Annotated in this window: 21 protein-coding genes and 1 pseudogene; 7 read left to right on the forward strand and 15 right to left on the reverse strand. The window is 51.6% G+C overall.

Going from position 1 to position 26,627, the window contains the following annotated elements:
* Positions 1 to 104: 104 nt before the first annotated feature.
* The 4 genes from ACQ76X_RS09215 to ACQ76X_RS09230 form a co-directional block, all read right to left on the reverse strand.
* Complete coding sequence (locus ACQ76X_RS09215) at positions 105 to 698, reverse strand: xanthine phosphoribosyltransferase (RefSeq protein WP_438493191.1); 594 nt, start codon at positions 696 to 698, stop codon at positions 105 to 107.
* A gap of 45 nt (positions 699 to 743) precedes the next feature.
* Complete coding sequence (locus tag ACQ76X_RS09220; RefSeq protein ID WP_438493192.1) at positions 744 to 1,049, reverse strand: hypothetical protein; 306 nt, start codon at positions 1,047 to 1,049, stop codon at positions 744 to 746.
* A 63-nt stretch (positions 1,050 to 1,112) separates the two neighbouring features.
* Positions 1,113 to 2,006: a TrmB family transcriptional regulator gene (locus tag ACQ76X_RS09225; protein WP_438493194.1), complete on the reverse strand. Its 894-nt coding sequence runs from the start codon at positions 2,004 to 2,006 to the stop codon at positions 1,113 to 1,115.
* A 35-nt stretch (positions 2,007 to 2,041) separates the two neighbouring features.
* The gene (locus ACQ76X_RS09230) at positions 2,042 to 2,815 is read right to left on the reverse strand and encodes a zinc ribbon domain-containing protein (RefSeq protein ID WP_038585371.1); all 774 of its coding nucleotides are present in this window, start codon (positions 2,813 to 2,815) and stop codon (positions 2,042 to 2,044) included.
* A gap of 201 nt (positions 2,816 to 3,016) precedes the next feature.
* Here ACQ76X_RS09230 and ACQ76X_RS09235 point away from each other — a divergent pair, with 201 nt between their 5' ends.
* Together ACQ76X_RS09235 and ACQ76X_RS09240 are read left to right on the forward strand one after the other, a co-directional pair.
* Complete coding sequence (locus ACQ76X_RS09235; RefSeq protein ID WP_438493197.1) at positions 3,017 to 3,391, forward strand: hypothetical protein; 375 nt, start codon at positions 3,017 to 3,019, stop codon at positions 3,389 to 3,391.
* Between the two features lie 292 nt (positions 3,392 to 3,683).
* On the forward strand, positions 3,684 to 4,388 hold the full coding sequence (locus ACQ76X_RS09240) for a GTP pyrophosphokinase (protein WP_438493523.1): 705 nt from the start codon (positions 3,684 to 3,686) through the stop codon (positions 4,386 to 4,388).
* Between the two features lie 92 nt (positions 4,389 to 4,480).
* Here the strand turns inward: ACQ76X_RS09240 and ACQ76X_RS09245 are convergent, their stop codons facing one another.
* The 4 genes from ACQ76X_RS09245 to ACQ76X_RS09260 all read right to left on the reverse strand — a co-directional run bounded on the left by ACQ76X_RS09245 (position 4,481) and on the right by ACQ76X_RS09260 (position 12,991).
* Positions 4,481 to 5,602 carry a WD40/YVTN/BNR-like repeat-containing protein gene (locus ACQ76X_RS09245; RefSeq protein WP_438493198.1) on the reverse strand — a complete coding sequence of 374 codons (1,122 nt, stop codon included), beginning with the start codon at positions 5,600 to 5,602 and terminating at the stop codon, positions 4,481 to 4,483.
* Between the two features lie 718 nt (positions 5,603 to 6,320).
* Positions 6,321 to 7,100, reverse strand: a complete 780-nt coding sequence (locus tag ACQ76X_RS09250) for a hypothetical protein (protein WP_438493200.1) — start codon at positions 7,098 to 7,100, stop codon at positions 6,321 to 6,323.
* A 33-nt stretch (positions 7,101 to 7,133) separates the two neighbouring features.
* The gene (locus ACQ76X_RS09255; protein ID WP_438493202.1) at positions 7,134 to 10,223 is read right to left on the reverse strand and encodes a DEAD/DEAH box helicase; all 3,090 of its coding nucleotides are present in this window, start codon (positions 10,221 to 10,223) and stop codon (positions 7,134 to 7,136) included.
* A gap of 293 nt (positions 10,224 to 10,516) precedes the next feature.
* Positions 10,517 to 12,991: a TIM-barrel domain-containing protein gene (locus ACQ76X_RS09260; protein ID WP_438493204.1), complete on the reverse strand. Its 2,475-nt coding sequence runs from the start codon at positions 12,989 to 12,991 to the stop codon at positions 10,517 to 10,519.
* Between the two features lie 186 nt (positions 12,992 to 13,177).
* Between ACQ76X_RS09260 and ACQ76X_RS09265 the strand changes: the two are divergent.
* A pseudogene (locus tag ACQ76X_RS09265) lies at positions 13,178 to 13,825 on the forward strand (TspO/MBR family protein); the annotation flags it as partial.
* A 146-nt stretch (positions 13,826 to 13,971) separates the two neighbouring features.
* On the opposite strand, the gene ACQ76X_RS09270 reads toward ACQ76X_RS09265, so the two are convergent.
* The 5 genes from ACQ76X_RS09270 to ACQ76X_RS09290 form a co-directional block, all read right to left on the reverse strand.
* Positions 13,972 to 14,352, reverse strand: coding sequence for a RidA family protein (locus ACQ76X_RS09270; protein WP_438493206.1), 381 nt, complete (start codon positions 14,350 to 14,352; stop codon positions 13,972 to 13,974).
* A 101-nt stretch (positions 14,353 to 14,453) separates the two neighbouring features.
* Entirely contained in the window at positions 14,454 to 15,116 is a 663-nt protein-coding gene (locus tag ACQ76X_RS09275; protein WP_438493208.1) for an oxidoreductase, read from the reverse strand.
* A gap of 46 nt (positions 15,117 to 15,162) precedes the next feature.
* Positions 15,163 to 16,437, reverse strand: coding sequence for an MFS transporter (locus ACQ76X_RS09280; RefSeq protein ID WP_438493209.1), 1,275 nt, complete (start codon positions 16,435 to 16,437; stop codon positions 15,163 to 15,165).
* Positions 16,438 to 16,555: 118 nt separating this feature from the next.
* Positions 16,556 to 17,953 carry a sensor histidine kinase gene (locus ACQ76X_RS09285; protein WP_438493211.1) on the reverse strand — a complete coding sequence of 466 codons (1,398 nt, stop codon included), beginning with the start codon at positions 17,951 to 17,953 and terminating at the stop codon, positions 16,556 to 16,558.
* A gap of 394 nt (positions 17,954 to 18,347) precedes the next feature.
* Positions 18,348 to 18,551, reverse strand: coding sequence for a CsbD family protein (locus ACQ76X_RS09290; protein WP_438493213.1), 204 nt, complete (start codon positions 18,549 to 18,551; stop codon positions 18,348 to 18,350).
* 446 nt (positions 18,552 to 18,997) lie between these two features.
* Here ACQ76X_RS09290 and ACQ76X_RS09295 point away from each other — a divergent pair, with 446 nt between their 5' ends.
* The 4 genes from ACQ76X_RS09295 to ACQ76X_RS09310 all read left to right on the forward strand — a co-directional run bounded on the left by ACQ76X_RS09295 (position 18,998) and on the right by ACQ76X_RS09310 (position 23,531).
* The gene (locus tag ACQ76X_RS09295; protein ID WP_438493214.1) at positions 18,998 to 19,906 is read left to right on the forward strand and encodes an FMN-binding protein; all 909 of its coding nucleotides are present in this window, start codon (positions 18,998 to 19,000) and stop codon (positions 19,904 to 19,906) included.
* A gap of 49 nt (positions 19,907 to 19,955) precedes the next feature.
* Positions 19,956 to 21,836 carry an FAD-dependent oxidoreductase gene (locus ACQ76X_RS09300; RefSeq protein WP_438493216.1) on the forward strand — a complete coding sequence of 627 codons (1,881 nt, stop codon included), beginning with the start codon at positions 19,956 to 19,958 and terminating at the stop codon, positions 21,834 to 21,836.
* A 246-nt stretch (positions 21,837 to 22,082) separates the two neighbouring features.
* Positions 22,083 to 22,532 carry a hypothetical protein gene (locus ACQ76X_RS09305; RefSeq protein WP_438493217.1) on the forward strand — a complete coding sequence of 150 codons (450 nt, stop codon included), beginning with the start codon at positions 22,083 to 22,085 and terminating at the stop codon, positions 22,530 to 22,532.
* 18 nt (positions 22,533 to 22,550) lie between these two features.
* Positions 22,551 to 23,531 carry a polyprenyl synthetase family protein gene (locus tag ACQ76X_RS09310; RefSeq protein WP_438493218.1) on the forward strand — a complete coding sequence of 327 codons (981 nt, stop codon included), beginning with the start codon at positions 22,551 to 22,553 and terminating at the stop codon, positions 23,529 to 23,531.
* Between the two features lie 865 nt (positions 23,532 to 24,396).
* Here the strand turns inward: ACQ76X_RS09310 and ACQ76X_RS09315 are convergent.
* Together ACQ76X_RS09315 and ACQ76X_RS09320 are read right to left on the reverse strand one after the other, a co-directional pair.
* Entirely contained in the window at positions 24,397 to 25,281 is an 885-nt protein-coding gene (locus tag ACQ76X_RS09315) for a UbiA-like polyprenyltransferase (protein WP_038585336.1), read from the reverse strand.
* Positions 25,282 to 25,299: 18 nt separating this feature from the next.
* A complete protein-coding gene (locus ACQ76X_RS09320; RefSeq protein WP_438493220.1) occupies positions 25,300 to 26,598 on the reverse strand; it encodes an aspartate aminotransferase family protein in 1,299 nt (432 codons plus the stop codon).
* Positions 26,599 to 26,627: the final 29 nt, after the last annotated feature.

The raw sequence follows: 26,627 nt of genomic DNA on the forward strand, positions 1-26,627 counted from the left end.
ACAAATTGCAATTACTGCGCAGTAATCCCTATAGCCACAGCATAAAGACCCCATACTCCGCAAAGCTGGAGCATGGGGTCTTTATGAGCTATAATACTGCGGGGTCAGCCCGGCAGGTCGCCGGCTTCCTCCACAAAGGAGATCAAGCCATCGTCAAGCGAAGCAATCCGTACCAGCGATTCCACACGGTAGCCTGCTTCCTTCAGCAGCTTGTTGCCGGGCTGGAAGGCTTTTTCGATCACGATGCCGATTCCGGCTACGCTGCCTCCCGCCTGTTCCACGATGCGGGCCAGCCCGAAGGCCGCTTCACCGTTGGCAAGGAAATCATCGACGATCAGCACGCGTTCACCGGGAGCAATGAACTTTTTGGAAACTGTGATGTCATTGCTTTCTTTTTTCGTAAAAGAGTAGACCTTCTCCACATAAATATCTTCGGTCAGGGTCAATGATTTCTGCTTGCGTGCAAAAATGAGCGGAACCTCAAGCTCCAGCGCCGTCATAATGCCGGGGGCGATCCCCGAGGATTCGATGGTCAGCACCTTCGTCACCTTTTCTCCGGCAAAACGGCGGGTAAACTCGCGGCCGACCTCACGCATCAGAAACGGGTCCATCTGGTGATTCAGAAAAGAATCGACCTTGAGCACACCTTGACCGAGAACAATACCTTCATTGATAACCTTCTGTCTCAATAACTCCATTCTGTGCTCCTTCCTCTCCATCTCAAATGGACCCTGTCTTAGTTTTTACAGGCCAGACGGCTTCTGCGGCAGCAAATTGCCGACAATCGACTTCAGTTCGTTGTCCTCTTTGCTATTCGCCTTGCCGCCGTCAAAGCTCGTGATGCGGATTTCCGAGTACTTCTCTCCCGGATTCACAGGTTTAAAAATCAGCTTCTCACGGTCTTCCAGCCGAACATTGAACTTCATGTCCTTGAACATGCCGATCAGTTCATTTTCTCCTGGAACTTTACCGTCTTCCAGAAACAAGAGACCTCTGAGTGACTTGATCCCTTCCGGATGCTGCACATCAAAATGAATAATACACTCCACGCTTTCACCTCCCCAGCTTAATTTCGGCTTGCGAGCAGTTTGCTCCTTACCCAAACACGTTTCCTAATGTCCTGGCTCTTGCTGCTCTTGCTGCTCTTCCGAGTCTTCCAATTCATCATGTTCCTCTTGTTCGTCCGGTTGCTCCTGTTCGCCCAGTTGTTCATACTCCTGGTCATGCAGTACATATTTACCGTAAATGTGGCTGTAGCGTTCCCCGTACCTTCTTGTTAGCTCGGGACCCATATCCTCTTCCAGCTCGAAGAGCACCATCTCCTGCGTAAAGTGGTTCAGCAGCAGTTCCACCAGCACCTGATGTTCGGTTACGACCGCCTGTGCCGTTCCGTCCTCATACCGCATGCCGAGCATGCACCAGTTCCTGTCGATCACAAAGGAAAACTTCCGCCCGCCGCTCCGGCGCGGCTTGCCACCCAGCGGCGGCCATACCGGATAAGGTGCGGGAACCTCGTTGCCGCCGTCAAAGGCCCACAACAGCTTCACTCCCCGCAGCTCTGCCTGCTCCAGCTCATTGCGCAGCAGCGAAGCTTCCTCACGCCATACATCTACTACGATTTCCTGCTCAGCAAGATTCAGTTGGCGGATCAGTTCCTCCATCACATTCCGGTCACCCTCCACATTGTAGAAAGAGGGATTGACCGGGCCGCCGCGCGGCATTTCGCTTTCCATATAAGCCAGTGAAGCCGATACCCGTCCGGAGATCATGGTCGCGAGCTCTTCCGGGTCCAGCACACTGTAACGCGCCGGCTCCCCTTCACCGCATCTTACATAACCTTGCTGAGTCAGGCGCTGAAGCGCCGCATATACGTTGGACCTTGATACTCCGAGCTGCTTTGCCACTTCATAACCCGAAGCCTGGCCTTTGCTGGCCAGCTCGACCATAATTTTGGATTCCATCTCTGTGAAACCCAAATTGCGCAGATGCAGCAGCAACTGTTCCATCTATGTTGTCCCCCTAAGCTGACTGTAAATGCTGACTAGATTTGTTCTGATCCGCAACGCGGGCACCACATGGAACCCTTGGGCAAATCCGCCCTGCAGATCTGACATTTGACGATATCCCGCACGCCGCCTTCACTGGATGCAGCTTCTTCCGCAGGCTCACCGGCTTTCCAATCGCGGATACGCCGGTCAAGCTCAAGCTGTCTTTCCCGCTCCCGTTCAAGCTCATCGGCTTCACGGCGGCTGCGTTCGGTATCCTGCACCGCTCCGCCATATTCCTCCTGCGGCAGTTCATCGTCTACCGGAAGCACTTCGGTATACACCGTACGCTGCTCCGATCTCATCGCCAGCTCTTTCTCCGCTTCCGTCAGCTCCTCCTCGCCATAATATTGATCTTCCTCTTCATCCTCATGAATGCTGTGCACTGTGACGGGCACCGCTTCTTTTCTTGAAGCCGGTTCCTCCAGCTTGCGTCCGCATTTCGGACAGAAATTGGCGTCCAGAGCTACAACATTCCCACAGGTGCAGAGCTTTTCATTCTTCAGCTCGGCAATCCGGAAGCGCAGCTCCTCAATCTGTTCCTGAAGCTTCAGGCAGGCCCGGGAATGCTCCACCATTTTGCCTTCGGCCAGGGACAAATCCTTCGAACGATATCCGTCGTAGAACAGCTTTCCCATTTTCATAAATTCAATTTCCATCTCATGTTCGATATCGGAAATATGCCCGTTCAGCTTGCCGATCTCCACCGAGCTTTGCGCTTTTTCACTCACCCGGCTGGCACCGTCTTTAATGCGTTGCAGAAAATTCATTGTAGTTCCTCCTTCTCCAGAGTGAGAACAGGGCCGATTTGCAGCCAAATATTATTCCAAATAAACCCTCAACGCTCCGTGCAATAGCGGAAACGTGCTTCTATCATACCAAATGTCCCGATTAGATTCATTATTTGTCGTTCTGTGTATAATAGTAAAAAATAACCATGTACAAGCTTACCAACGATGGAGGGATCGATCTTGCCGGACGAAGAGAAAAAACGCTATTTCGTATCCGTAACCCACAGCCTTGTTCAGGACGTGCGCAATGACTCCAATGAATTTGAAGTGCTGCTTAACGCTGAAGAGCTTACCCTTCTCCATGATCTCCTGAACGAACCCGAACGCGGGGATGATTACGCCTTCCGGCGTGCCTTTGTGCCTTATAAGTCTGCCGATCACGATGAAGCTGCCCGGCAATTTGACGATGAGACCGTCAGACTGTACCAGACCCTGCACCGTTTTGGCAGCATAGTGACGCAGCAGACCATTGAACAGCTGGGTATACTGCCCAAGTTGGAAAATACCGGGTATCATGATAAAGGTTATGACGGAGGCTCCCCAACGAACAAATAATCAACGTAAGCGCCGCACTTTCTATCCCTTATGTGTGCTAATACGCTTCTGCGGGAAGAATGTTGCGCTATTTTGGGTTGGCCGGATTATAGTTGCAAACAGCCTGGACTCTTCGACACTACAGGGGGGTCTGGTTTTTTTTGCTTCTGGGGCAGTACATCGGTTAAAATAGGGATATAGACTGGTCCCGGAATGTATAACATTTCTTTATTCATGGGTTCATCTTATCCAGTCACAAATAACTAAACTTGGGAGAGTCTCAGTGGAAGAATATGATAGTACACAGGTTACACTGAATCAGCTGCAGGTGCATGTCAAAGATCTGAAGAAGTGGCAGGTTAATGGGGATTTCGCCAAACAGATCGAGGATTTCAAAGCTTTGCCGGCGCTGTACCGCCATGCCCTGAATGAGCTTGAGAATAAAATTGATGTGATCAAAACGGAATGGCAGGTGCGCGACGGCTTCAGTCCGATTGAGCATGTCAAGTCGCGGATCAAAGAGCCGAAGAGCATCCTGCAGAAGATGGAACGCAAAGGGCATGACTTTACCCTGGAAAATATGGAGCAGCACATTCATGATATTGCAGGCATGCGGATTGTCTGTGCTTTTGTGAAGGATATTTATCGTCTGGTCGATCATCTGTGCGCGCGGGAGGACATCCGTGTGCTGGAGATCAAAGACTATATTGCACATCCCAAACCCAACGGCTATCAAAGTCTGCATCTGATTGTGTCGATACCGCTTGTGCTGCTGGAAGGAACCCGCTGGGTAAAAGCGGAAATCCAGCTGCGTACACTTGCCATGGATTTCTGGGCCAGTATGGAGCATATCCTCTACTACAAATTCGATAAGCAGCTTCCGTCGCATGTCGCCGAGGAACTGAAAGAAGCGGCACGTGCCGCCGATGAGCTGGATCAAAAAATGCTCCGCCTGCGCCGGGAGATTCTTGAGTTATCCGAGGGAAGCAGTGCGGGTGAAACCCCGTCCGGGGAGTAATGCCATTTCTGTTTATGGAACGTGGCTGAAAAGGTAATAAAAGAAGGCAGTGCCCTACAGCTGAGCTGTTGCGCACTGCCTTTTTATTATCCTCAAGAATGAAGCAGCAGGTCTCTCCATGTATGACCCCCGTCTGCCGTGGTCCAAAGGATTTTCGGCCCGGAAATCCAGCCGTTTCGCGAGGTAGAGAACTGTATCTCCGTTGCCTTATCGAACGCTGAACCTTTGGCAACCTGTTTCCAGCTACCTCCGCCATCGTCTGTAGCAAGCAGCTTGCCGCCTGCCTGCAGCGCCCAGCCTGAGCGGGCATTCAGCCAAGCCGTCCTTGACGTTTCAACCCCTTGAATGCCGGGGCCATGCTTCCAAGTCTTTCCGCCATTATTGCTGGTGTAAAAGACCATGCTTTTAACGCCGTTCAGGACAATTTCCAGCGGCAGCACCCCATCCTTCTTATCCTTGCCGGAAAAGACAGGAGGGTAGCTGTTGCTATACGCATAACCCGAAAGCGCTGGCGGGGAGACGAGTTTCTCCGGCTTCCAGCTCTTGCCCCCATCGGCAGTTCTAAAGGTAAGAATGGACTTCTGTCCGTGATTACTGGAGGTTATCCAACCGTTAGCGCTATCCCGGAAGGTTATGCCCGTTGGATAGGCAGCAATGCTTGCGGTAAGATCGCCCACTCTGCTCCAGCTTGTCCCTCCATCCACCGTGCGGTATAACGACTTCTCCATCATGCCAAGTGCCGGCTCGGAACATAGCAGCATATACCCGCCCTGCTTATCGGAAAAATGCATAAATCCGCTGACATATCCCTGCTCCCAGCTTTTCTTCACTGGAAGACGAATAGTCTTCCATGACTTTCCCTTGTCTAACGTATGAAAAAGGGCTGTAGGCTTGTGCGGGCCATAGGCGCTTAAAATCCACGCCTCATTGTCACCCGCAAAGTAATGCGCCAGTTTGCCAAGCTGGACATCATTACCGGGCATGGGCACCGTATTGCTAAGCGGATGCTTCCAGCTTAACGCACCGTCCGCTGTATGCCACACTCCGCCCAGCGTGATTCCCCAGCCCTCTTTCACGCCTGTCATTTGGAAATTGTCCGGATATCCCTTCAGGGTAATGCTGGAGCTTTGCGCCGGTGTCGCCCCGATGGTTGAGGCGGAAATTAGAAGCGCCCCTGCTATGAACAGAGAAGCCAGAATTTTATAAACTCTCAAGTTAAGCTCTCCCTCATTTCCTGTTTGTCCTGTTATCATAAGACCTCAGCAGGAACATTAGGTTACGATCAGTTCATTCCGCAGTGAAAATATTGTTAATTAAGGCGTGTCTTCAAACCGCTTCACCCGCCAAAACCTGCTGCTGTATGCCCTAAGGAATCATGAGTACAGTAGCATTTTCTCACGCGGAGAAAGGCATTTCGCCACTAGGTAGTTTTTTCGGTAGAGGTTTACGTCTCGGTGTTTCAGAGACTTCACTCTTGTTCCGAAGGCGTGTGTGCGTCCGAAAAGTGTATTCCTGGCTCTGAGCATGAACGGACCGAGTGGCACTTATTTGGAGCTTTTAGCCTGTTACAGTAGGAAAACGGACTCCAGCGCAGTTATTTCTCCCTGATGGCCGTTTTTAGATAGAATGCAGAGCAGATAAGGTCGCCTGGGTCCGCAAAAGAGAATAAACAGGGATTTTACTCTCCATAGCTCCTCCTGAGTCCGTCCGAGTAAACGAACCCGCTGCGGGCTTTTAGGGACCCTACTTTCAATACTGAATTCCTGCTTCTCCAGAGCTCTTCCAGTTTGAAGACACGCTCTAATTGAACGATATCAAACCGTTCTGTTTCCGCTAGAAGGAAGCGGGGAAATTATGGCGTGAACTATGTTCAAAAAGCCGCATCTTCAGCGAGATGCGGCTTCCTATTCTTATAGAGCAACCAGAGCAACGTTACAGCTTACCCAGCGCTGCCGCCCTGCGGGCCGCGGCTTCTGCGACACGCCGCATGATGAGCACAAGCCCCTCACCGGCACGGGGTGTCTTGTCGAGCAGGGTCCCCCAGTTTTCGGTCGGCTTCGCAACCACCGGTGAAGCTGGAAACGGCCGGGCTGCGATTTCATGAAACATGGGACCGGGCTGGTGGAGCGAGCCTTCAGCAGCCGCTTCGGCCAGCCATTCTCCAGTCGGGACAGCCGGCCCTTTGCGCTCCAGCCGGGCCAGTTCGGCTGCAAGCAGGCCGGACGGGGCCGGTCCGGCATCCTGGCTGTCCTCCGCTTCCTCTTCCGCCCAAAGGGCAAAAACTCCGGCCAGCAGCGTCTCTTTGTTCAAACCGCGCAGTTCAAACGCCAGCAGCGGTTCCTCTTCCAGCTGCTTTTTGACCAATCCCAGCAGGGCCATCTGTTCCGGCCCTGAAAGCTTCTGTCCGGCCAATGCCAGTTCTTCATCGCCGGGCAGAAGCTTCATCGCCGCCAGGCCTCCACTCAGGTTGCCCTGCAGCAGACCATACAGCTCACCCGGGTGCTCCGCGAGCCGGATCAGCACCTCCTGTTTCACTTCATCAGACCAGCGCGGAATTTCCAAAGAGAGAACCGTCGTTGGCGCTTGCCCTTGGGCGACAGCAGCAGCGTTTCGCTTGGTCTGCACCCCCGGCGCTTTGGCCGAGAGCTGTGTTCCCGTCGCCTTAACCACCCCGGGCTCAATTTCCAGCCGCAGTTCCAGCAGTTCACTCATTGCCCATTCCTCCTTTATGCCAAGCTTGTTCCTCTACATCCAGTCCTGCCCCTGAAGCTCGATAAGCTCCTTAAGCTCATGATTGGACATCTCTGTCAGCCAGTTTTCTCCGGAACCGACAACCTGCTCCGACAGGCTTTTTTTACGCTCGATCAGTTCATCAATCCGTTCTTCCAGCGTTCCCTGGCAGATCAGCTTATGAACCTGCACATTCTTATGCTGGCCGATCCGGAACGCCCGGTCGGTCGCCTGATTCTCCACCGCCGGATTCCACCAGCGGTCATAATGTATGACATGGTTGGCCCGTGTGAGGTTCAGACCCACACCGCCAGCTTTGAGCGATAGTACGAAGAACGCCGGCCCTTCCCCCTCCTGAAAGGCATGCACCATCTCATCGCGCTCCCGTTTGGGGACGCCGCCATGCAGGAACAGCGGTGGCGAGCCATAACGTTTTGCCAGCCTGCTGACCAGCAGCTCGCCCATCGCTACATACTGGGTGAAAATAAGTGCGGATTCTCCAAGCTCGGCAATGCTGTCCAGCACCTCGAACATCACATCCATTTTACCGGAATGCTCACTGCGTTGAGTCCGGCCCTCCTCTTTGCGGTACAGCTGCGGATGATCGCATATTTGCTTCAGCTTGGTCAATGAAGACAATACCAGCCCCCGGCGGGCCATGCCGGAGCGTTCCCCGATGACACCGAGCATTTCATCCACTACACCCTGATACAGCGCCGCCTGCGTTTCTGTAAGCGGACAATAAGATTTCAGCTCCAGCTTCTCCGGCAGATCCTTGGAAATGTCCGGATCACTCTTGAGCCGCCGCAGCAGGAAAGGCGAGACGAGGCGGTGCAGCTCCCGCAGCCGCTCTCCGCCTTCACCGGATACATACCGCTGGCGGAATGAATGATAAGTCCCCAGATACCCCGGATTCAAAAAGTGAAAAATGGACCACAGCTCGCCAAGCCGGTTCTCCACTGGTGTGCCTGTCATCGCAATACGATGTGGTGCTGACAGCTTCATCACACTCTGTGCCTGCTTGGTGCGGTGATTCTTGATATACTGCGCTTCATCCAGCACAACGGTCGACCACCGGACGCCAGCGAGATCCTCGCTGTCCCGGCCTGCGAGATGATAAGTGGTCAACACGATTTCATGGCTGGTGGCCAAGTCGATGAAGCCTTCCCCGCGAACCCGTCTTCCCCCGTGGTGAATATGCACACTCAGCGATGGTGCGAAACGCTGCAGCTCCCGCTGCCAGTTGCCAAGCAGCGAGGTCGGGCAGAGAATCAGCACCGGCTCACGCTTCTCCTCCGGCGGAGCAGTCAGGGCACGGTCCAGCAGACAGGTGATGACCTGGACCGTCTTGCCGAGGCCCATGTCATCGGCAAGGCATACACCAAAGCCAAGACCGCTGAGCGCAGCCAACCATTGAAAACCGCGCTCCTGATAAGGTCTAAGCGTTCCATGAAGACCCGGCGGCACAGAGCGCAGCGGAAGGCCCCGCAGAACATCGCCATGCATGAGCGAAGCGAGCATGCCGGAGGTTTCCATGCCGGTCACCGACATTCCCTTCCAGAGCCGCTCGTCACCATCCTCGGCCTCCAGACGCATCCAGTCCGCCGCCGACATTTCTCCGCTTTCGTTGCGCTTCATATATCTCAGAACCTGGCGGATCTCCTTCGGATCGACTTCAATCCATTCCCCCCGGAAGCGCACAAAAGGCACTCCGGCCTCCACCAGCGCATTCAGCTCTTCCTCGCTGATCGTGTTATCGCCCAGCGAAGCCTCAATGCGGAAGGAAATCAGCTCTTCCATGCCGAGGGAAGGCTGGGTCGAACCATCTATGCTGCCGGCGGGCGGCTGCATCTTCATCTTCATCCCGATCCGCCGCCGGCCTTCACGGCTCCAGCGGGATGGCATCTGCACTGTAATTCCCCGCTCCCGCAGCTGCTGTACGCTCTCCTTCAGAAAGAAATAGACACGGTCCGGCTCCAGTTGGACTCCCTCCGGAGCCGGTCCGGCCAGCGCACGCTCAATATCCGGCGATATTTTCGCGGCCCGGCCGAGTGCCGCCAGCAGCTGCTGCTGAATATTGCGGTAGCGCTTGCCCCATAAAGTGAACTCCCGTTCCCTGCTGCTCCAGATCGCCGCCGCAGGAATCCAGAATTCTCCTTCTTCCCGGTTCTCCGCCCAGAAGGTTAAATTCCAGGCATCGCCTTCGTTGGCAGGCGGCTCCAGGCGCAGACCCAGACTAAGCTGGCCGCTGTGTACCTCCTCCGCCCCGGAGTTCGGAATCTCATTCTCAGCCGTACCGTTTACGGCGGCAAGGAGGTCCGCCACCTCGGCCGGAGTCCCCTGGACCGGGATATCACGGCTGCCCGTTAGCAGGCTGTTCCACCACAGCTCGGTCAGCGGTGAATAACCACGGCGATAATTCGCCTTGTAGGGCCCCAGCTCGCTTTCCATTCCCGCAATAACCTTTTTGATCTCGGCGGTCATTACAGCCTGCAGAAAAGAATACAGCACGTACGCTCCCGCTTCTTCACGCGACGACAAGTCACCCTCCTCCGCAACATGGGTTCCCAGTGCCAGCACCGGCATGGAAGCTGCCATCTGCAAAAAGAACTCCTTATCTGCCTCCTGCCGAAAGGCCGGAGACCAGCAGGCCGCAGCGGCTTGCTCCCCCCCGCGGCGGCGCGAGCCTATAGGCCTCGGCGGCATTGCGCCGGGCACAATCCCGCCTGTACCCATCAGTTCAAGGGCAAAACGGGCCGCAGCCGCCCAATAGCGCAGTTCACCGCCAGGCTCCACTCCCTGTGCACGGCACATTTCCTCGTCCCAGGCCAGCAGCAGCTCAAAGGCGTCCTTCGGGGCCAGGGCAAGCCCTTCCAGCGTGCGCCCCGGCAGTCCGCGCCGCGTTGTCCTCCCTTCCGCAGAGGCAGCGGCCGGATACTTCACTTCCGCCAGCCGCAGCGCAGCACCCGCAAAAGGACGTCCTCCTCCCCGAAGCTCCAGCCGTTTGACCACACGTGTCCATGCATCAACTTTCGGCTCTGAAGTTTCGCCGGAGAAGCAGAATAATACGTCCCCTAACCATATTGCATACAGATGCTTAATCATTGGTGATCTCCTGTCTTTTTATGCAAACAGAAAGCGCCAGCCGGTTCCGCTAGAAGAAACGGCTTCGCCGCCCTAAAGGACGGAATCCGTTTCTAACATTGCAGAAGGCTGAATCCTTCTCCGCGAGAAATATATTTTTAAGCTAAAAAAATTCAGAAGTTTTTTTCTTCATCCCTTCATCTTATACGAAAAAGTCCTGATTTAAAAACGTTTCTGTATATTTTCTGCAGATTTTATATTCCGGCACCGTCCGTAATTGAAAAAAACCCGCCAGCAGGCGGGTTCAAGTCGTATCAAAGGGTTCTAAAGTGTTCCGGTTGCTGCTCTGCTACCTCCATCCGCAGCTCCCCGCCTTCCGGGTCATCATCCACTTGAATAATCACCGCACCGCTCTTGCCATTGCGTGCCCAGCCCCGCCGTCCTTCCTTAAGCTGCTCCAGACTGATTTCGGAGAGTCCTTCCACCGATTGGGTGAAGAAGAACGGATAACAGAGCGCGAAGCGCAGCATCTCCCTGCGGGGCGTAAATTCACGGACTGCATAAGACCAGCTTATCCGCAATGTCCCTGCTTCTCCGGCGGCCTGTACGTTGATTTGCGAATATTGCCCTCTTCTGTACCCGAAGCTGTGCCCGTCATCTTCATACAGGGTAAAGGCAGCCGAGAATCCTTCCTTGGCTTCCGCACCATACAGGTGAAACACCACCGTTTCCTCTGTTTCTTCGAGTGCGTATTGTTTGAGCGGACCTTCGGCGACAAAACTTCCGGCCTTCACATACATCGGCATAATGTTCAGCGGTGCATCGGCGAGGATATGACGTCCGCCCTCATGAACTTCACCATCCCAATAATCCAGCCAGCACCCTTCAGGCAAATACACCGAGCGATGCTCCGTATCCGGGCGGTAGACAGGGGCGATCAGCACATTTTCCCCGAGCAAAAATTGATCGCACAGGTTGGTCACATAGGGGTCGCGCGGATACTCCAGAATCAGCGGCCGGATCACAGGAAGCCCACAGGTTTCCGCCTCATGAAAAAGGTTATAGATATGAGGCATCCAGCGGTAGCGCAGGCCGATGAATTCGCGGAGAATCCCTTCGACCTCCTCACCGAACGACCATGGCTCCTGGCGCAGGGTACCGATGGAGGAATGGTTGCGGCAATAGGGGAAGAAAACACCCATCTGTGTCCAGCGCACCAGAAGCTGCGCGGAGGTATGGTGGGCGAAGCCGCCGATATCCGGTCCGGAGAAGGCCAGTCCCGAGAGTCCCATATTAAGCACCATAGGCATCGCCATCGCCATATGCTCCCAGAAGCTGCGGTTATCCCCCGTCCATACCGCGGCGTAACGCTGTATCCCGGCATAACCGGCCCGGGTCAGCACAAAGGGGCGCTCTCCCCCCATATGCTCCGCCAAGCCTTCATAGGTTGCTTTGGACATCATCATCCCATACAGGTTATGGTATTCCTCATGTGTAATCGGATGCCCGTTGTTGAAATGCATCACATCCAGATCCATCGTTTTGCTCTCATTAAACACCGCCGGCTCGTTCATATCATTCCAGATTCCGTCAATGCCAAGGTCGGTATAGTATTTATGCAGATCGCCCCACCATTCAGCCGTCCGGCTGTCGCTGAAATCAGGGAAAGCGCTGATTCCCGGCCACACCTCGCCGAAGAATATATCACCTTCCAGCCTGCGGCAGAAATACTTTTCGAGAACCCCTTGCTTGTACACCTCGTAATTGGGGTCTTTCTTGACGCCGGGATCAACAATCGGTACGATCCGCACACCGAGCTCCTTCAGCTCCGATATCATCTTTTCCGGCTCGGGAAAGTTTACAGGATCAAAGGTGAAGACACGGTATTCATCCATATAATGAATATCCAGATAAATGACGTCGCAGGGAATCTTCTTCTCACGGAAGGTCCGGGCGAGCTGCAGCACCTCCTGCTGGTTCATATAGCTATAACGCGACTGGTGGTAGCCGATCGCCCATTTAGGCGGAAGCGCAATCCGTCCGGTCAGCGAAGTGTATCTTTTTACAACATCCTTCATTTCGGGACCATTGATAAAGTAGATATCATAAGCTCCAGTGGAGCAGCCGATCGTAAAAGCAACCCCATGGGATCGCATATCAAAATCGCTCCGGCCCGTATTGTCGAGGAATAATCCGTAGGTGAGGTCGCCATGCATATGAATAATCAGCGGAATGGACTCATACAGGGCTTCTATCTCCGGCAAATGTGGCGCAAACACATCGGTATTCCAGTTCGTATAACGCTCCCCGCGTTTGTCGAGAAAGCTGGATTTCTCCCCCAGCCCGTAAAAATGCGAATCCGGCTGCATATCATACTCGGCATGACTGGCCCCGCGCGGATTCCAGCTTGTCAGGTTCTGCTGCATGATGACCTTGCCCTCGATATTTTCCACACGGAGAAGGAACGAGGTTTTCTCAAGGATCAGCCGAATCGCGCTGGTAGTGAAGATCAGTGCATCCTCTGTCTCCTCTACCGGGAACAAATGCGGCACACAGCTCTCCGCCAGCACTGCAGCAGATGTTGTCAGATCCGGAACGCTGCTGCGAAACACCTTCATCCGGAACATTTCATCATTCAAAAAGACAAATACAATCCCGCCGCGCTCCCCGCGGACGATATAAATATTCTCTGAACGTTCCCAGGATTCAATGCTTCCAGGGGTATTCCAGGTTTCCTTCATAACAAGCGGACCCATTTTTTCTGGACGTATTGCTTCGCTGCTCTCCATCGCCTCTTATTCCCCTCCGGCTATTGCCGCCTTGTTAAAATTTCCTATTCTACTTCTATTACCCCGCTTGTGCGGACGGCTATCCGCAACTTTATGACCTGCAGGTCATTTTTTTGGGTAATAATGTCTTAAGCGATGACAAAGCGGGTATATTCTATGTAGACTCAGACTTCACCGTTATACAATCTACTTAAGTATCATACCTATTTCACACCGGCCGGTTATGCTTTTTCCATCTGGTCGCTGATCTATCTCCTGCTCGCCGGTTTTATCGTATATCAATTCCGCGAGAGCACCGGGTCACGGGATTCGGTTAACTCTTTGGGCATTTGGTTTGTGCTGAGCTGCGTCTGTAATATGGGCTGGCTGTTCCTCTGGCATTATCTTTACATCGAGCTGTCGCTGGTTCCCATGGTGCTCATGCTGATTACACTAATCGTCATCTATCGTAAAACCCGCAGCGTCACCGATCCGACCACAGGCGAAAATTGGCTGATCAAGCTGCCCTTCAGTATTTATCTCGGCTGGATCTCGGTTGCCACAATTGTAAATGTCAGCGTCGTGCTGGAGAAGAACAACTGGGACGGATTCGGACTCAGTGATCCCGCCTGGGCAGTTATCATGCTCTGTGTAGGCGTACTGCTTGCTGTAATGGTCAGTTTCCCTCACCGGGACAGCATTTATCCACTAGTCTTCGTCTGGGCGTTCATCGCGATTGCCCTTGAGCACAGAGACACCGGAAATGTATTCGTGACCGCTTCAGTGGCGGCAGGCCTGCTGCTGCTCTACAGCATTTGGCTGATGTTTACTTCGCGCCGCCGGAGCAGATATTAACGCGGTTCCCGGAGTTTCAACAACAGGCTGTTTACAGGCCATTCACTGGTCAAAAAAAACCCGTTGCCTGATTGTACCGGCAACGGGTTTTTGAATCCATTTGATTTCGTTCAGTTAGCTTATCTAATTAACAACTATAAGGCCCATTATTTCTTGCGCGCTACCGCTTCGATCTCCACAAGACCATCCTTCGGCAGTCGTGCAACTTCAACCGCACTGCGGGCAGGATAAGGTTCTGAAAAGAAACTGCTGTACACTTCATTCACAGCTGCAAAGTCATTCATATCCTTGAGGTACACGGTCGTCTTCACAACATGATCCAGCGATGCGCCGGCCTCTTCCAAAATGGCCTGAACGTTGCTTAGCGACTGGCGTGCCTGCTCCTGTACACTTTCCGCAAGTTCTCCAGTTTCCGGATTCAGACCCAGCTGTCCTGAAGTATATACCCAGTTTCCGGCTACAATCGCCTGACTATATGGCCCGATGGCTCCTGGGGCTTTGGTTGTAGCAACCTGTTTTTTACTCATGATACGCTCCTCCTGTGGGTACACGACATTAATGTCATGATGTACATATGAATTTATGTCCCATTGTACGTGCTGCACTCTGTTTAATGCAAACTTCCCTTCTAGCGGCGACCAATAACATGTATCACATCATTGGGATAAACATGTACACCGCCTGTGTTGGCAAGTGCAATATTCACCATTGCTTTCGCCACTTTGGCACCGGGGATAGCCCGGTACTTCGCTGCTTTGCCGACCATTGCAAAATTAAGTGCCTTCATCAGCACGGCAGCAGCACGTTCTCCCAGCCTGAATTCCTGACGTTCTCCCAGCAGCAATGAGGGCCGGAACAGGTGCAGGCCATGAAACCCGGCGGCGATTAACCCCTCTTCCGTCCGGCCCTTGGTACGGCTGTAGAAATTGCGGGATTTGGCGCTGGCCCCCATGGAGGAAACCGCCAGAAACTGCCTCACACCGCATTCTTTGGCAATTGCAGCGGCCGCAAGCGGATACTGCAAATCCACACGTTCAAATTGTTCCTGTGAGCCTGCTTTTTTAATCGTGGTGCCCAGGCAACAGAAGACAGCATAGGCCCCGCTGAATTGTTCCTTATATTGCCCAAGCTTTTCCCAGTCAATACTGGTTTGCTTCAGCTTGGGATGCTGCAGCTCCAGCGGACGGCGGACCAGCACCCGGACCTCATCCCAATCCCCGGTCAGCAGTTCCTCGGTAACTGCCTTGCCTACCAAACCGGTCGCTCCCAGCACTACGGCTATTCTAGTCACGTAATCCCTCCTTTGCTCTAGCACTGCAAATGTTTATATGATAAGTCTATTCATCTCTGAGGATACGGCGTCCCAGCAGCAGCACCAGGACGATCATCAGCACCCCGACAACCAGCTGCATGCCATAGACCTGCGTCCAGCGGGGCCATTCTGCGATCCATTCGTAAATTCCGCCCCCGATCAGCGGCCCGAAAAAAGCAGCCAGACCCGTAAGCGCCGCATACATTGCCATATACATTGGCCGTTCCTTTTTCGGCGTATCCCCGATAATGAAGTTAAAGGCCAGCTGGTTGAAACCGCCTACCCCCATGCCGAATACGATATGGGCGGCAAACAGAACCGGCAGCATCGGGAGAACGGAGAGCATGCCCCACAGCAGCGAGGATGTCGCGATAATCGGCAGCGTCCAGAGCAGCAGGCGCTTATTGCTGTATTTTGCATTCAAATTGCCCCACACGTAGAAGCTGGCCATCATGAAGAGGGTCTGCGACACATTCAGCAGCGACAAGGTCTCATAATTGATATGGAGAAGCTGCAGCATCACATAGGAATAAAGCGGAACCGTAAGGTTCTGCAGCAGCAGCCAGGCGGAAAGAAATAAGGTTGATTTCATAAACAGCGTATCATGTAGCGGTTTCCTGAACATCGGCAGAAAGTCCTTCTCCTCCGATTTCTCAAAAGGCACATCCGGATAGAAGAAGAAGACGATGATGTTCGAAATTGAGAATATCCATACCACGATATATAAAATAAGGAAGCCATGCCCGCCGGGATAACGGTCAAGAACAATCCCGCCGCCATACATCACAAGGCTCCCCAAAGCGTTCAGGAAGGTGTTGCGGATGCCAAAATATCGGCCTCTCACACGGGCAGGGACGAGATCGCTGATGACTGAGCTCCACAGCACACCACCCGCCGTGTTAGCAATGAAAGCGATTGTATATAACACTATAAATGCAATAACCCAATGCTCTTTAGGAAAGATGAACGGTACAAGTCCGGTTGAACCCCACAGCAATCTGTGCAAGCCGATAAAGGTTACCATAGCCCACTTGCGGCTTGGCAGCTTCTGGATCAGAAACGCTACACCTATTTGCGCAACATTGACCAGAGTAGTAAGCGCCAGCACAAAACCAATCTGGCTGGACGTGGCTCCTAAATATAATAGAAATCCGGTCAGAAACTGACCTTGCAGCAGCACCTGGAAGATAGTAGACGGTATCCCCTCGAATGTAGCGATCTGCAGATTCTTACGTTGTACCGAGGCTTTGCGGATACGCTTTGGACGAATGCCGGGCAGCCTGTTTCTCATGATGTTCATGGGGGTATTAACACTCCTTAGATGCGGCGTTTGCTTCATTCTACTCCGCATCATCGTCCTGTCAATACACCAAAATCACAAATTAAATTGGAGCAGAAATTCACCGCAGCGCGGAGCCTTACAAGGGCAAATAAAGGGAGAATTGACTACCCTGATCCTCCTGGCTCTGTAAAGTGATGAATCCGCCAAGCAGCCTGGCCAGATCATTGCTGATGGACAGCCCCAGCCCTGTTCCGCCATATTTCCGTCCAATAGTCTGATCCGCCTGTTGAAAGGCTTCGAAGATGATATCATGCTTCTCTGCGGCTATTCCGATGCCGCTGTCTTCCACGTCAAAAACAATCCAGCGCCGCTCGAGCGTCCCCTCCTTACGCTCCAGTGTGCGGATGTTTAAGGAGACATGCCCCGACACTGTGAACTTAATGGCATTGGAGAGCAGGTTACGGAGAATCTGCTGCACCCGCTGGGGATCTGAATGAATGACTAGCGGCACGTCATCATGCAGTGCGATGTTGAACTCCAGCCCCTTTTGTCTGGCTGATACACTAAACTGCACAGCCAGCAGTTCAGGGATTTCACTGACATTCAAGTCTTCCTTAAGAATATCAAGCTTGCCTGCTTCTACCTTCGACATGTCCAAAATATCATTGATCAGCGTCAGCAAATCCTCCCCCGAATGGTGAATGATCCCGGCATATTCGGCCATTTCCTCCGGAGACAGCGATGCCTCATTTTCTTCTATTAATTGTGAAAGATTAATGATACTGTTCAGCGGTGTTCTAAGCTCATGCGACATATTAGCCAGAAACTCCGATTTGTACTGGGAGGCCATCATCAGCTGCTCAGCTCTCTTCTCCAATGCGATCTTATTCTTATGCAGCTCCTCCGTCTGGGCAGAGAGCAGCTCATTCGCTCTGACAACCTGTCCGTTGCGCAGCAGCTCTAATTGGAAGTCACGGATAATAAGCGCGAACAGTATACTTAGACCCAGCCCGGCGGGCAACGTGACCGGCATAATATCTTTTATGTATTCCCGGGCAGGTATAACTCCAAAAATGGTGATATTGATTACGTTCATTAAGTTAACTACGATAATAGTGACTAACCCTTTGTTCATCATGGAAGCAGTGGTACGCCGTATCCAGAAGCTCAGGGCGGCGCAGACGAAACCCAGGATAGATAAATTCAGCACTCCTACCACTGCTGCTTCATTAATGCCGAAGGTTAACCTCGTGAGCCCGGTTCCTACACCAATAATAATAAGGATGAAGGGATGCGGGTAAGCCAGAGTAGAAATAATGAGCGGAACAAACCGCAAATCAAAGATAACGTGCTCTTCCAGTCTGTACCCGAAGAAGGAGCTGATCCAGCCGGCAAAGATAGCGAGCAGCACCCAACTAACCTTTTTAACCCCTTCTGGAGCATATGTAATTGTGTGTTTATATATTAAATTCGCCAGATAAGCCAATGTTATGAGAAGGGCTGTGTTTATAAAAAATATCTTCAAATATTCCATAGCTTCACTCCTACATCATTTATGTAATAGCAAACACTTATCTATACTATCACAGTGGCAAATTGAATTCATGAAACTACAGCTCTATTGCTGTATATCCGAACAGTGCGCGAAGCTAGTTTCTTACAATTAAAGAAGACAAGTGGAAACGGCTTTGCCGTCCTTTTTAAGGACGGTACCGTTTCAGCGAGAAATAGAAGGATAAGTTATCGTGTGAAACATATAAATTCTTATATTTGCACAAATGAACAGGAGCGCAAATCAAATGCGATTTGCGCTCCTGTCTTTCAGCTCTATAGTAGGCTCTTCCTGCCGGTTACAACTTGGGATTTGTCCATAAGACACCGCCTCTTCATGAATATGGGATTATCCTGTCACGAGGCCTGATTTTCCGCTAGCTGCGGAACGACTTCTCCCAGCTATGGTATTCCGCCTCTGCGGCATCCTTGGTATGTCCGTAACGTTCCTGCAATTTACCGACCAATTTATCCTTCTCGCCGTCAATTACGTCAAGATCATCGTCAGTAAGCTTGCCCCATTGTTTTTTGGCTTCCCCTTTAAGCTGCAGCCATTTTCCCTTAACCACATTGTTATCCATTACATGTCATCTCCTTAGCCTTATTTAGGTATCGTTTAGAAGCTCATGTCTAGTAAATACTTAACCGTGCTCCCCGGATATGAATCTGGACAGTCTGCGGAATGAAGTCGTATTTTGTCACATAATAGTCTTTTAAAATGGGTATCAATATATTTTAAAAATTGATATAATCCAGATGTAAATTAATTTTTTGTTCGTTAAGTGATTATTTTCACATGATATTCCCCTCCCTTGTGCTAAAATGCCATCGAAGTAGAAACAAGATGTCTAAATTTTTTTCTAATGCTGACCGATATATGTCAAGGTAATGCTACAATTAGGGTCTAAAGCCTTGGGTACACGTGACATATGTCATTTATAAAGTGATTTTTGTCACTTCCAACGACTATTAAAATGTTTTACATTTTAATATATATATTTTAAACTATTTTTGGAGGTCATATCAAATGAAAAAAGCTTCTGTAATCTTGTCGAGCGCTCTTGTACTCGGTACTCTGCTCGCGGGTTGTGGCAACAACAAGGATGCTAACAACGCTGCACCAACAAATGCTCCTGTAGAAACTACTGCACCAGCTACCAACTCCGGCAGCAACACTGCTGGAACAGAGACTGGAAAATACAAGGACGGTACTTACTTCGGAACTATTGAAGCTGATGCAGAAACCGGCTGGCAAACTTACGCCCTGCTGACTGTAGAAGGCGGAAAAATCACCAAAGCTGATTGGAATGCTTTTAACGTTAAAAACGCAGGCGATCTGAAGAAAAAAGTTTCTGAAGATGGTAAATACGGTTTGGTTGAAAAGGGCGGTGCTCAATCCGAATGGCATGAGCAAGCAGTTAAAGCCGAAGCTTACCTGATCGAAAAACAAGATCCTGCAGCAATCACTGTTGATGCTGAAGGACATACAGATGCAATCTCCGGTGTATCCGTACATGTAAATGACTTTGTCGCTGCTGCTCAAGCTGCACTTGCTGCCGGTCCTGCCGAAGCTGGTGCTTACAAAGATGGCGGATATCATGCAGAAGGCGAAATGGATAAAGAATCCGGCTGGAAATCCACAGTTGACCTGACTGTTGCAAACGGAAATGTTGTTGCTGTTAAATTCAGCGGTTTGAATGCTGCTGGCGACGATAAGAAACAATTCTCTGTAGACGGCAAATACGGCATGAAAGCCGGCGGTGCTTCTGCTGAATGGCATGAAGAAATCGCATTGGCTGAAAAGTATTTCCTTGAAAACAAAGGTGCTGCTCCTACTTTGGATGCCGAAGGCAAAACAGATGCCATTTCCGGCGTTTCTATCCACGTAGGCGAATACTTTACACTGGCAGAAAAAGCACTCGAAGGCGCGAAATAATAATTCGCACTCCTCTTGCAGCTAATCAGACGAATGAGGTGAGTTTCTCTTGAAAAAAATAGTCATTTTGGGCGGCGGCTACGGCGGCGTACTCACGGCTAAGAAACTGGCAAAGAAATTTAAGAACGACAAAGATGTAGAAATCAAACTGATCGACCGGAATCCCTATCACACTCTATTGACTGAGCTGCATGAGGTTTCAGCGAACCGCGCGCCCGAGGATTCAATTAAGATTGATCTGAAGAAAATCTTTGCAGGTCTTAAAGTAGATGTAGTTCTTGACGAAATCAGCAACATTGATTTCAAGAATAAGAAGCTTAAATCCGACAAAGCTACCTATGCTTATGATTACCTTGTAATCGGCACAGGCAGCAAACCTACTTTCTTCGGGATTCCGGGAGCTGAAGAGAACACCTTCTCCTTCTGGTCCTATGACGACGCGGTTGCGCTCAAACGTCAAATCCGCGATATGTATACCAAAGCGGCTCAAGAAAAAAATGCGGCTGTACGCCGTTCCATGCTGACCTTCGTTATTATCGGCGCCGGCTTTACAGGTGTCGAGCTGGTTGGGGAAATGGCCGAACAACGCGAAGAATTGTGCAAAGAGTTCTACATCGACCCATCTGAAGTGCGGCTGATTGTAGCCGATATGGCTCCTAAGATTCTGCCTATCCTGCCGGATAAGCTGATCCAGAAAGCAGAAGCCCGCCTTCGCAAGATGAATGTAGAAATCGTTACAGGCGCCAAGATCACCGAGGTAGGCAAAGGCAGTGTGGCTCTCGGTGAGAAAAACATCGTGGATGCACAGACCATCGTTTGGACAGCCGGTGTTGAAGGCTCGGAAATTGTTGGCAACCTTGAAGTTCAGCAACAAGGACGCAAGCGGATTGTAACGAACGAAAACCTTGAAAGTGTAGACCACAAGAACGTATACGTTGTAGGGGATAACATCTTCTTCATCCCTGAAGGCGAAACACGTCCTGTACCGCAAATGGTTGAGAACGCCGAACAGGCAGCTCCAGTTATTGCCGGCAACATTACCGCCGACATCAAAGGAACTGCCAAGAAGGCTTACAAACCAGGTTTCCACGGTACAATGGTTTCCATAGGCAGCCGCTACGGTGTGGCCAACGTCGGCCTTCCAGGCAAGCTGTTTATGCTTACCGGCTTTATGGCTATGCTCTCCAAACACTTTATCAATATGTTCTACCTGTCCCAGGTTGTTGGTTTCAACAAAGTCTGGACTTATATGATGCATGAGTTCTTCCATGTGGAAAACCGCAAGAGCTTCCTCGGCGGCCACTTCTCCAAACGTTCGCCGAACTTCTGGCTCGTTCCGCTCCGCATGCTTCTCGGGGGCATGTGGCTGTATGAAGGTATCGACAAGATGAAGAAGATATGGGAAGATCCGGATAAGATTTTCTTGATTCCTGCAGCTCCATTCGCTACAGATGCCGCATCATCGGCCAGCGTTGCCGTGGATGCAGTAAAAGACACAGTGGATGCACAGTCGGCTGCTTCTGCAGTTACGACAGCCAAAGAAGCGGTTGAAGCTTTGCCGGTTCCAGGCTTCGTATATGATATTACGAACTGGTTCATGGATCTAATGTTCTACAACAATGACGGAACTTATACGTTCCTGGCTAAATGGTTCCAAATCGGTATGGTTTGTGCCGAAATCGTCTTTGGTATTATGCTTATCGTAGGTCTGTTCACAGCAATTGCTTCGATCGCTACCATCGGTATGGCCGTCATGATCTGGTCTACGAAGATGGCGTCGACGGAAATGCTCTGGTATGTTGGGGCGGCAATCGCCACAATCGGCGGATCCGGCAGCATCTTCGGTCTGGATTACTATGTTCTTCCTTGGCTCAAGAAGCAGTGGAAAAGGATACCGATCGTCCGGCGATGGTATCTGTATACCGACTGACGTTAGGCAGGAATGAAATACCGCTGCAGTTGAATATGATGTTCATAAGAGTAATGTGTCCCTAGGACACATTACTCTCCTTATTTACACAGGTGAAAGTATCTTTCACGTCCTAATTTGTATTTGATCTTCCAGCAAGCAACAATGATTCAAGCAACCGCCTGTCTTTATTTTAAATAATGGTTTTGTAGGGATAATCAAGGCTATGGTTTCTTCCGGCAAAACCGACAAGAAGGAGAGAATAGGGTGAACAAACAACTCATTGAAGATACCTTCCGGCTATTGCAGACTGAAATGTCACCGATTGCCGGAATTCAGTTGCATCTCTCTCCGGCAGAATGTGAGCAGCTGCTCCCGGTACTGGAACGCCATGATCTGGAATATAACCGCAAAGTCCATTTGCTAGGTATTTACACGATTCTTACCATGGCAGCAAGGCGCCATATGGAATGTGTCCCACATCATCCCGACCTGACCCGCAACATTTTGGATGGAGATTACTTATACAGCTTCTACCTTCAGTTTGCGGTGAAATGCCGCGAGCTGGATCTGGTTGCATATTTGGCTCCCTCGATCAAAAAAATGCAGATACGGCGTGCAAATGGAGACTTCACGGATCAAAATCCGGCTGCGGGAATTGAAGGATTCCTTCTCCAAGAGCAAAGGCAGCAGAACCGCACAAGCAAAGCCATTTGACAGGTGGGAATCTTAACTATGAAGCTGCATGAAGCCTTGAATATAGACATCAATGAAATTAACCGCGAAATTGAAAATCTTGTAGCCCGTGACCGGGATGTGCCCAAAAAGTCACAGTTGGCCCAGAGTATTCTTGAGCTGATCGGCTCAGGCGGGAAACGCCTGCGTCCGCTGATGGTCATTGTGGGCAGCCGGTTCGGACGCAAGTCTCCAGGCCGCAGAGCGCTGCAATTATCTGCTGCTGCCGAGTTTATTCACGCGGCCTCTTTAATTCATGATGATATCATTGACGATGCCGAGCTTCGGCGGGGCGGGGCAGCGCTTCATACCAAAACAGGTGTATTATCCGCTGTGCATATCGGAAACTATATGTCCGCCCGCGTCATTGAGCTCTTAAGCAAATATACAGGTGACAAAAACCGCTACGTCCATGATCTATCCTCCGTAGCCACCGCTCAACTATGTCTGGGTGAATACCAGCAAATGGAGCATGCCTACGATTATAATCTGACGTTTGAACAGTATCTGGAGAAATCGCGTAACAAAACAGCACTGCTGATGGCTACCTGCCTCAGGGTAGGCGCACTGTCCGCTGAGAGCACTGAAGAAGTGGCGAATCTTCTCTATGCCTTCGGTGAAGCGCTCGGAATGTCGTTTCAGATCCAGGATGATCTCTTGGACTTCACCCAATCTGCCGAGGTGCTTGGCAAACCGGCCGGAAGCGACCTGCGCAACGGCCAGGTTACCCTGCCCACCCTCTTTGCACTTCAGGACCCTGAGCTGGCCCCTCTCATCCGCAGGATCGGCCCCGGCTCATCCGGGAAGGAAGTCGCCGAGGTACTGGAGCTAATCAACCGCAGCGATGCCTTATCCCGTACCGAGGACGTCAGCCAGAATTACCTGGATCAGGCCTCAGCCATAGTGCAGCAACTTTCCAGCTATCCGGCGAATGCCGACCTGGAGACGCTGCTGCAGTACTTCGCGGGACGTGACCGCTGAAGTCCGGCTTAGGGATCCAATGGATGCTGAATGGAGTAAGCCATTCCCCTAAATACTATGTTCCACATACAAAAGAGAGCCCCACAGCGCGGGCTCTCTTTTGTATGTATTCAACTGTCATACTATTCTTCGCATCCTCACATACTCAAACGGAGTCTGGATTAGGATCCTTGCCCTTTTTGCTATGCTAAAAAGTAAACGCAGCACAGCGTACGTGTGCGTGTGAGCGTGTGCGTCCATGAGCGTGCGTGCGTGAGCATGTTTAGCAATGACACTCGCCTATATTCAACTTCTTTTCTTTGTTGTAGACAGGGGCTGGATAGGACATTTTTGTCCAAAGTGGTGCTGTGATTAGCTATCGGACTCCAGCGACGTTATTTCGAGAATTAACTCAATATCCGTGCTCTATCGGACCGCAGTGCAGTTACTTTGCATTTTCGAAGCCCATTTTGCTGCTTTCTTCAGGAATAAGGTTTCTCCAGTCCGCGTGCAAAGGAAATGAGCTAAGATCAGGTGAATAGCGTCTCCTTAGTCCGGATACAGGAATAAAGGAAAGCTGTCTGCTTTGAATCCTCCTTCCCCACGCAAAAAAGCGCGCAAGCCTAAGCTTTCCGCGCTCTTCTGCCACCCCCCGCTGGGTAGGCATGTTATTTTTTTTGTGTTAGCCTTACGGGGTGCCAAGGCGGATTAGGACGCGGAGCGGAGGGGAAGTTTGGAACTGGAGGAGCGATAGCGCCCGCCTTTATGTTTGGATTTCTACCGCAGACAGCGGAACAAAATTAGGAAATCCAAACATAACAGCGGCCGGAAGTCCAAACATTCCCCGGAGCGCAGCCTTTCCTAATCGCCCGAAGCCTCCATACCCCTAGCTAACGTAAAAATAATCAATCAGCGTACACAGCAATATCACCATACTGATCACCTGATTCAAATTATAAGAAGCCACCTTCATCAGCTTCCGGTTCGACGGCTTGATGATCTTATGCTCCGCCATCAGAAGCAGCGTGGCAATACCGATGCCCACAAGATACATCCAGCCCAGATCACGCCAGAGATAGAGGAACAGCAGAAGCAGGATCATAATGAAATGCAGACCTTTGGAGATCCGCAGTGCATTTTCGAGCCCGAAGAAGCTGGGGATCGACCACAACCCGTGCCGCCGGTCAAAGTCGATATCCTGAGTGCCGTAAATGATGTCAAAGCCGGCTATCCAGAGCATCACGACTGTACCAATCACGAACGGCGTAAAAGCAATATTTCCTGTCACGGCGAACCAGGCACCGATCGGTGCCGAGGCAATGACAAAGCCCAGGTACAGATGACTGAGAAAGGTAAACCGTTTCGTGTAGGAGTAAGTAGAGATCAGGACAATGGCCACTGGCGACAGCAGCAGACAAAGCAAGTTCAGCATCCCGGCAGCGACTATAAACAGCGCGTAGTTGATGACAATGAACAGGATGACTTCCTTCTCCGCAAGCAGCCGCTGCGGCAGATGGCGGTGCGCCGTGCGCGGGTTCTGTTTGTCAAAGGTGCGGTCCACCAGCCGGTTAAAGGCGTTCGCGCCGTTGCGCGCCCCGATTAAGGCAATAAGCCCCCACAGCATCATATGGCCGGAGGGCCATCCCCCGGCAGCCCATACCATCGAGATGATCGCAAACGGCAGCGAAAAGAGCGTATGCGAGAACATAACCAGTTCGCTGAACATTTTCAGCTTGAGCGCGGTGGTTTTGAAAGCATTCAATATAACCATATCATTCTTCCTTTATCTTCATTTCCTGTGAGGGTGTGAGGCTTGAAGCAGCACTTCATTCAGTGCTTTTATCATACCATCAATATCCTCCGCTGTAACGATCAGCGGCGGTTGAAAGGCGAGAACATTGCGGTTCACACCGTTTTTTCCGATCAAATAGCCACGGTCCTTCATCTCTTCCAGCACATCGTCCGTCAGCTCTGCCGCAGGAACGGCGTCGCTGCCAACCAGCTCCGCCCCCAGCATCAAGCCGGTACCCCGCACGTCGGAGATCAGTGCCGGATAACGCTCCTGCAGCTGCTGCAGACCGCGCTTCAGCCGCTCTCCAAGCTCTGCCGCCCGTTCCGCCAGCCGTTCGCCCTCAATATAATCCAATACGGCCAGTGCCGTAGCCGCCGAGACAGGATTGCCTCCGAAGGTGGAGGCTGAAGGCCGGTTCAACGAGGCGGCAATTTCATCCGTAGTCGCGAAGGCAGCCACCGGCACCCCGTTGCCCAGCGCCTTGGCCATGCTGATGATGTCGGGAACCACACCGAAATGCTCCATGGCGAACATGGCTCCGGTGCGGCCATATCCGGTCTGAATTTCATCATCAATCAGCAGCACACCGTATTGGTCCAGCAGCGCCTTGACTTCGCGGAAATACCAGGAGACCGGCATAATCATGCCGCCATTGCCCTGAATCGGTTCGACGATCATCGCAGCAATGTGGTCCCCTTTCTCCTGCAGCACATGTTCGAGGTTCTGGAGCGACCGCACACCGGCCTCTTCCAGCGTAAGTTCAGGATCATACGGGCGTGCAATGAACGTTACATCCTCATCCAGATACTTGTCGGTTCTCCACATTTGGAGGCCGGTGACGCTCATCGTAAGATTAGTCCGTCCGTGCAGCCCGCTTTCCAGGGCAATGAACCCTTTGCGGCCGGTATGCATTCGGGCCAGGAGCAAAGCCCCTTCATTGGCCTCTGAGCCGCTGTTGACGAAGAAGGTCCGGCGCAAGCTGCCCGGCAGCAGCTGCTCGAGCCGTTCCGCCAAGTCCACACCCGGCTGTGTTAGGTAGACCGTGGACGTGTGCTGGAGCTGCTGAAGCTGCTCGATTGTGCGAGCTGTAATCGCCGGGTTGCAGTGGCCGCAGGCCACGACGGATACCCCGGCGAAAAAGTCCGTATATTGCTTGCCGTTCTCATCATAGACAAACTGCATGCTTCCGCGTACCAATTGCGGGGCATCACGGTAAAAGTGTGCGGTGCAGGGATAGAAATACTGCTTTCTTTTAGCGGCTACCCCATCTCTTCCAATGAATTGCTGTTGTTCCATCTATGGTCCTCTCCTTCTGCTGCTCCTCT

This window comes from Paenibacillus sp. IHBB 3054, from assembly GCF_051594305.1.
Lineage (GTDB): Bacteria > Bacillota > Bacilli > Paenibacillales > Paenibacillaceae > Paenibacillus_AQ.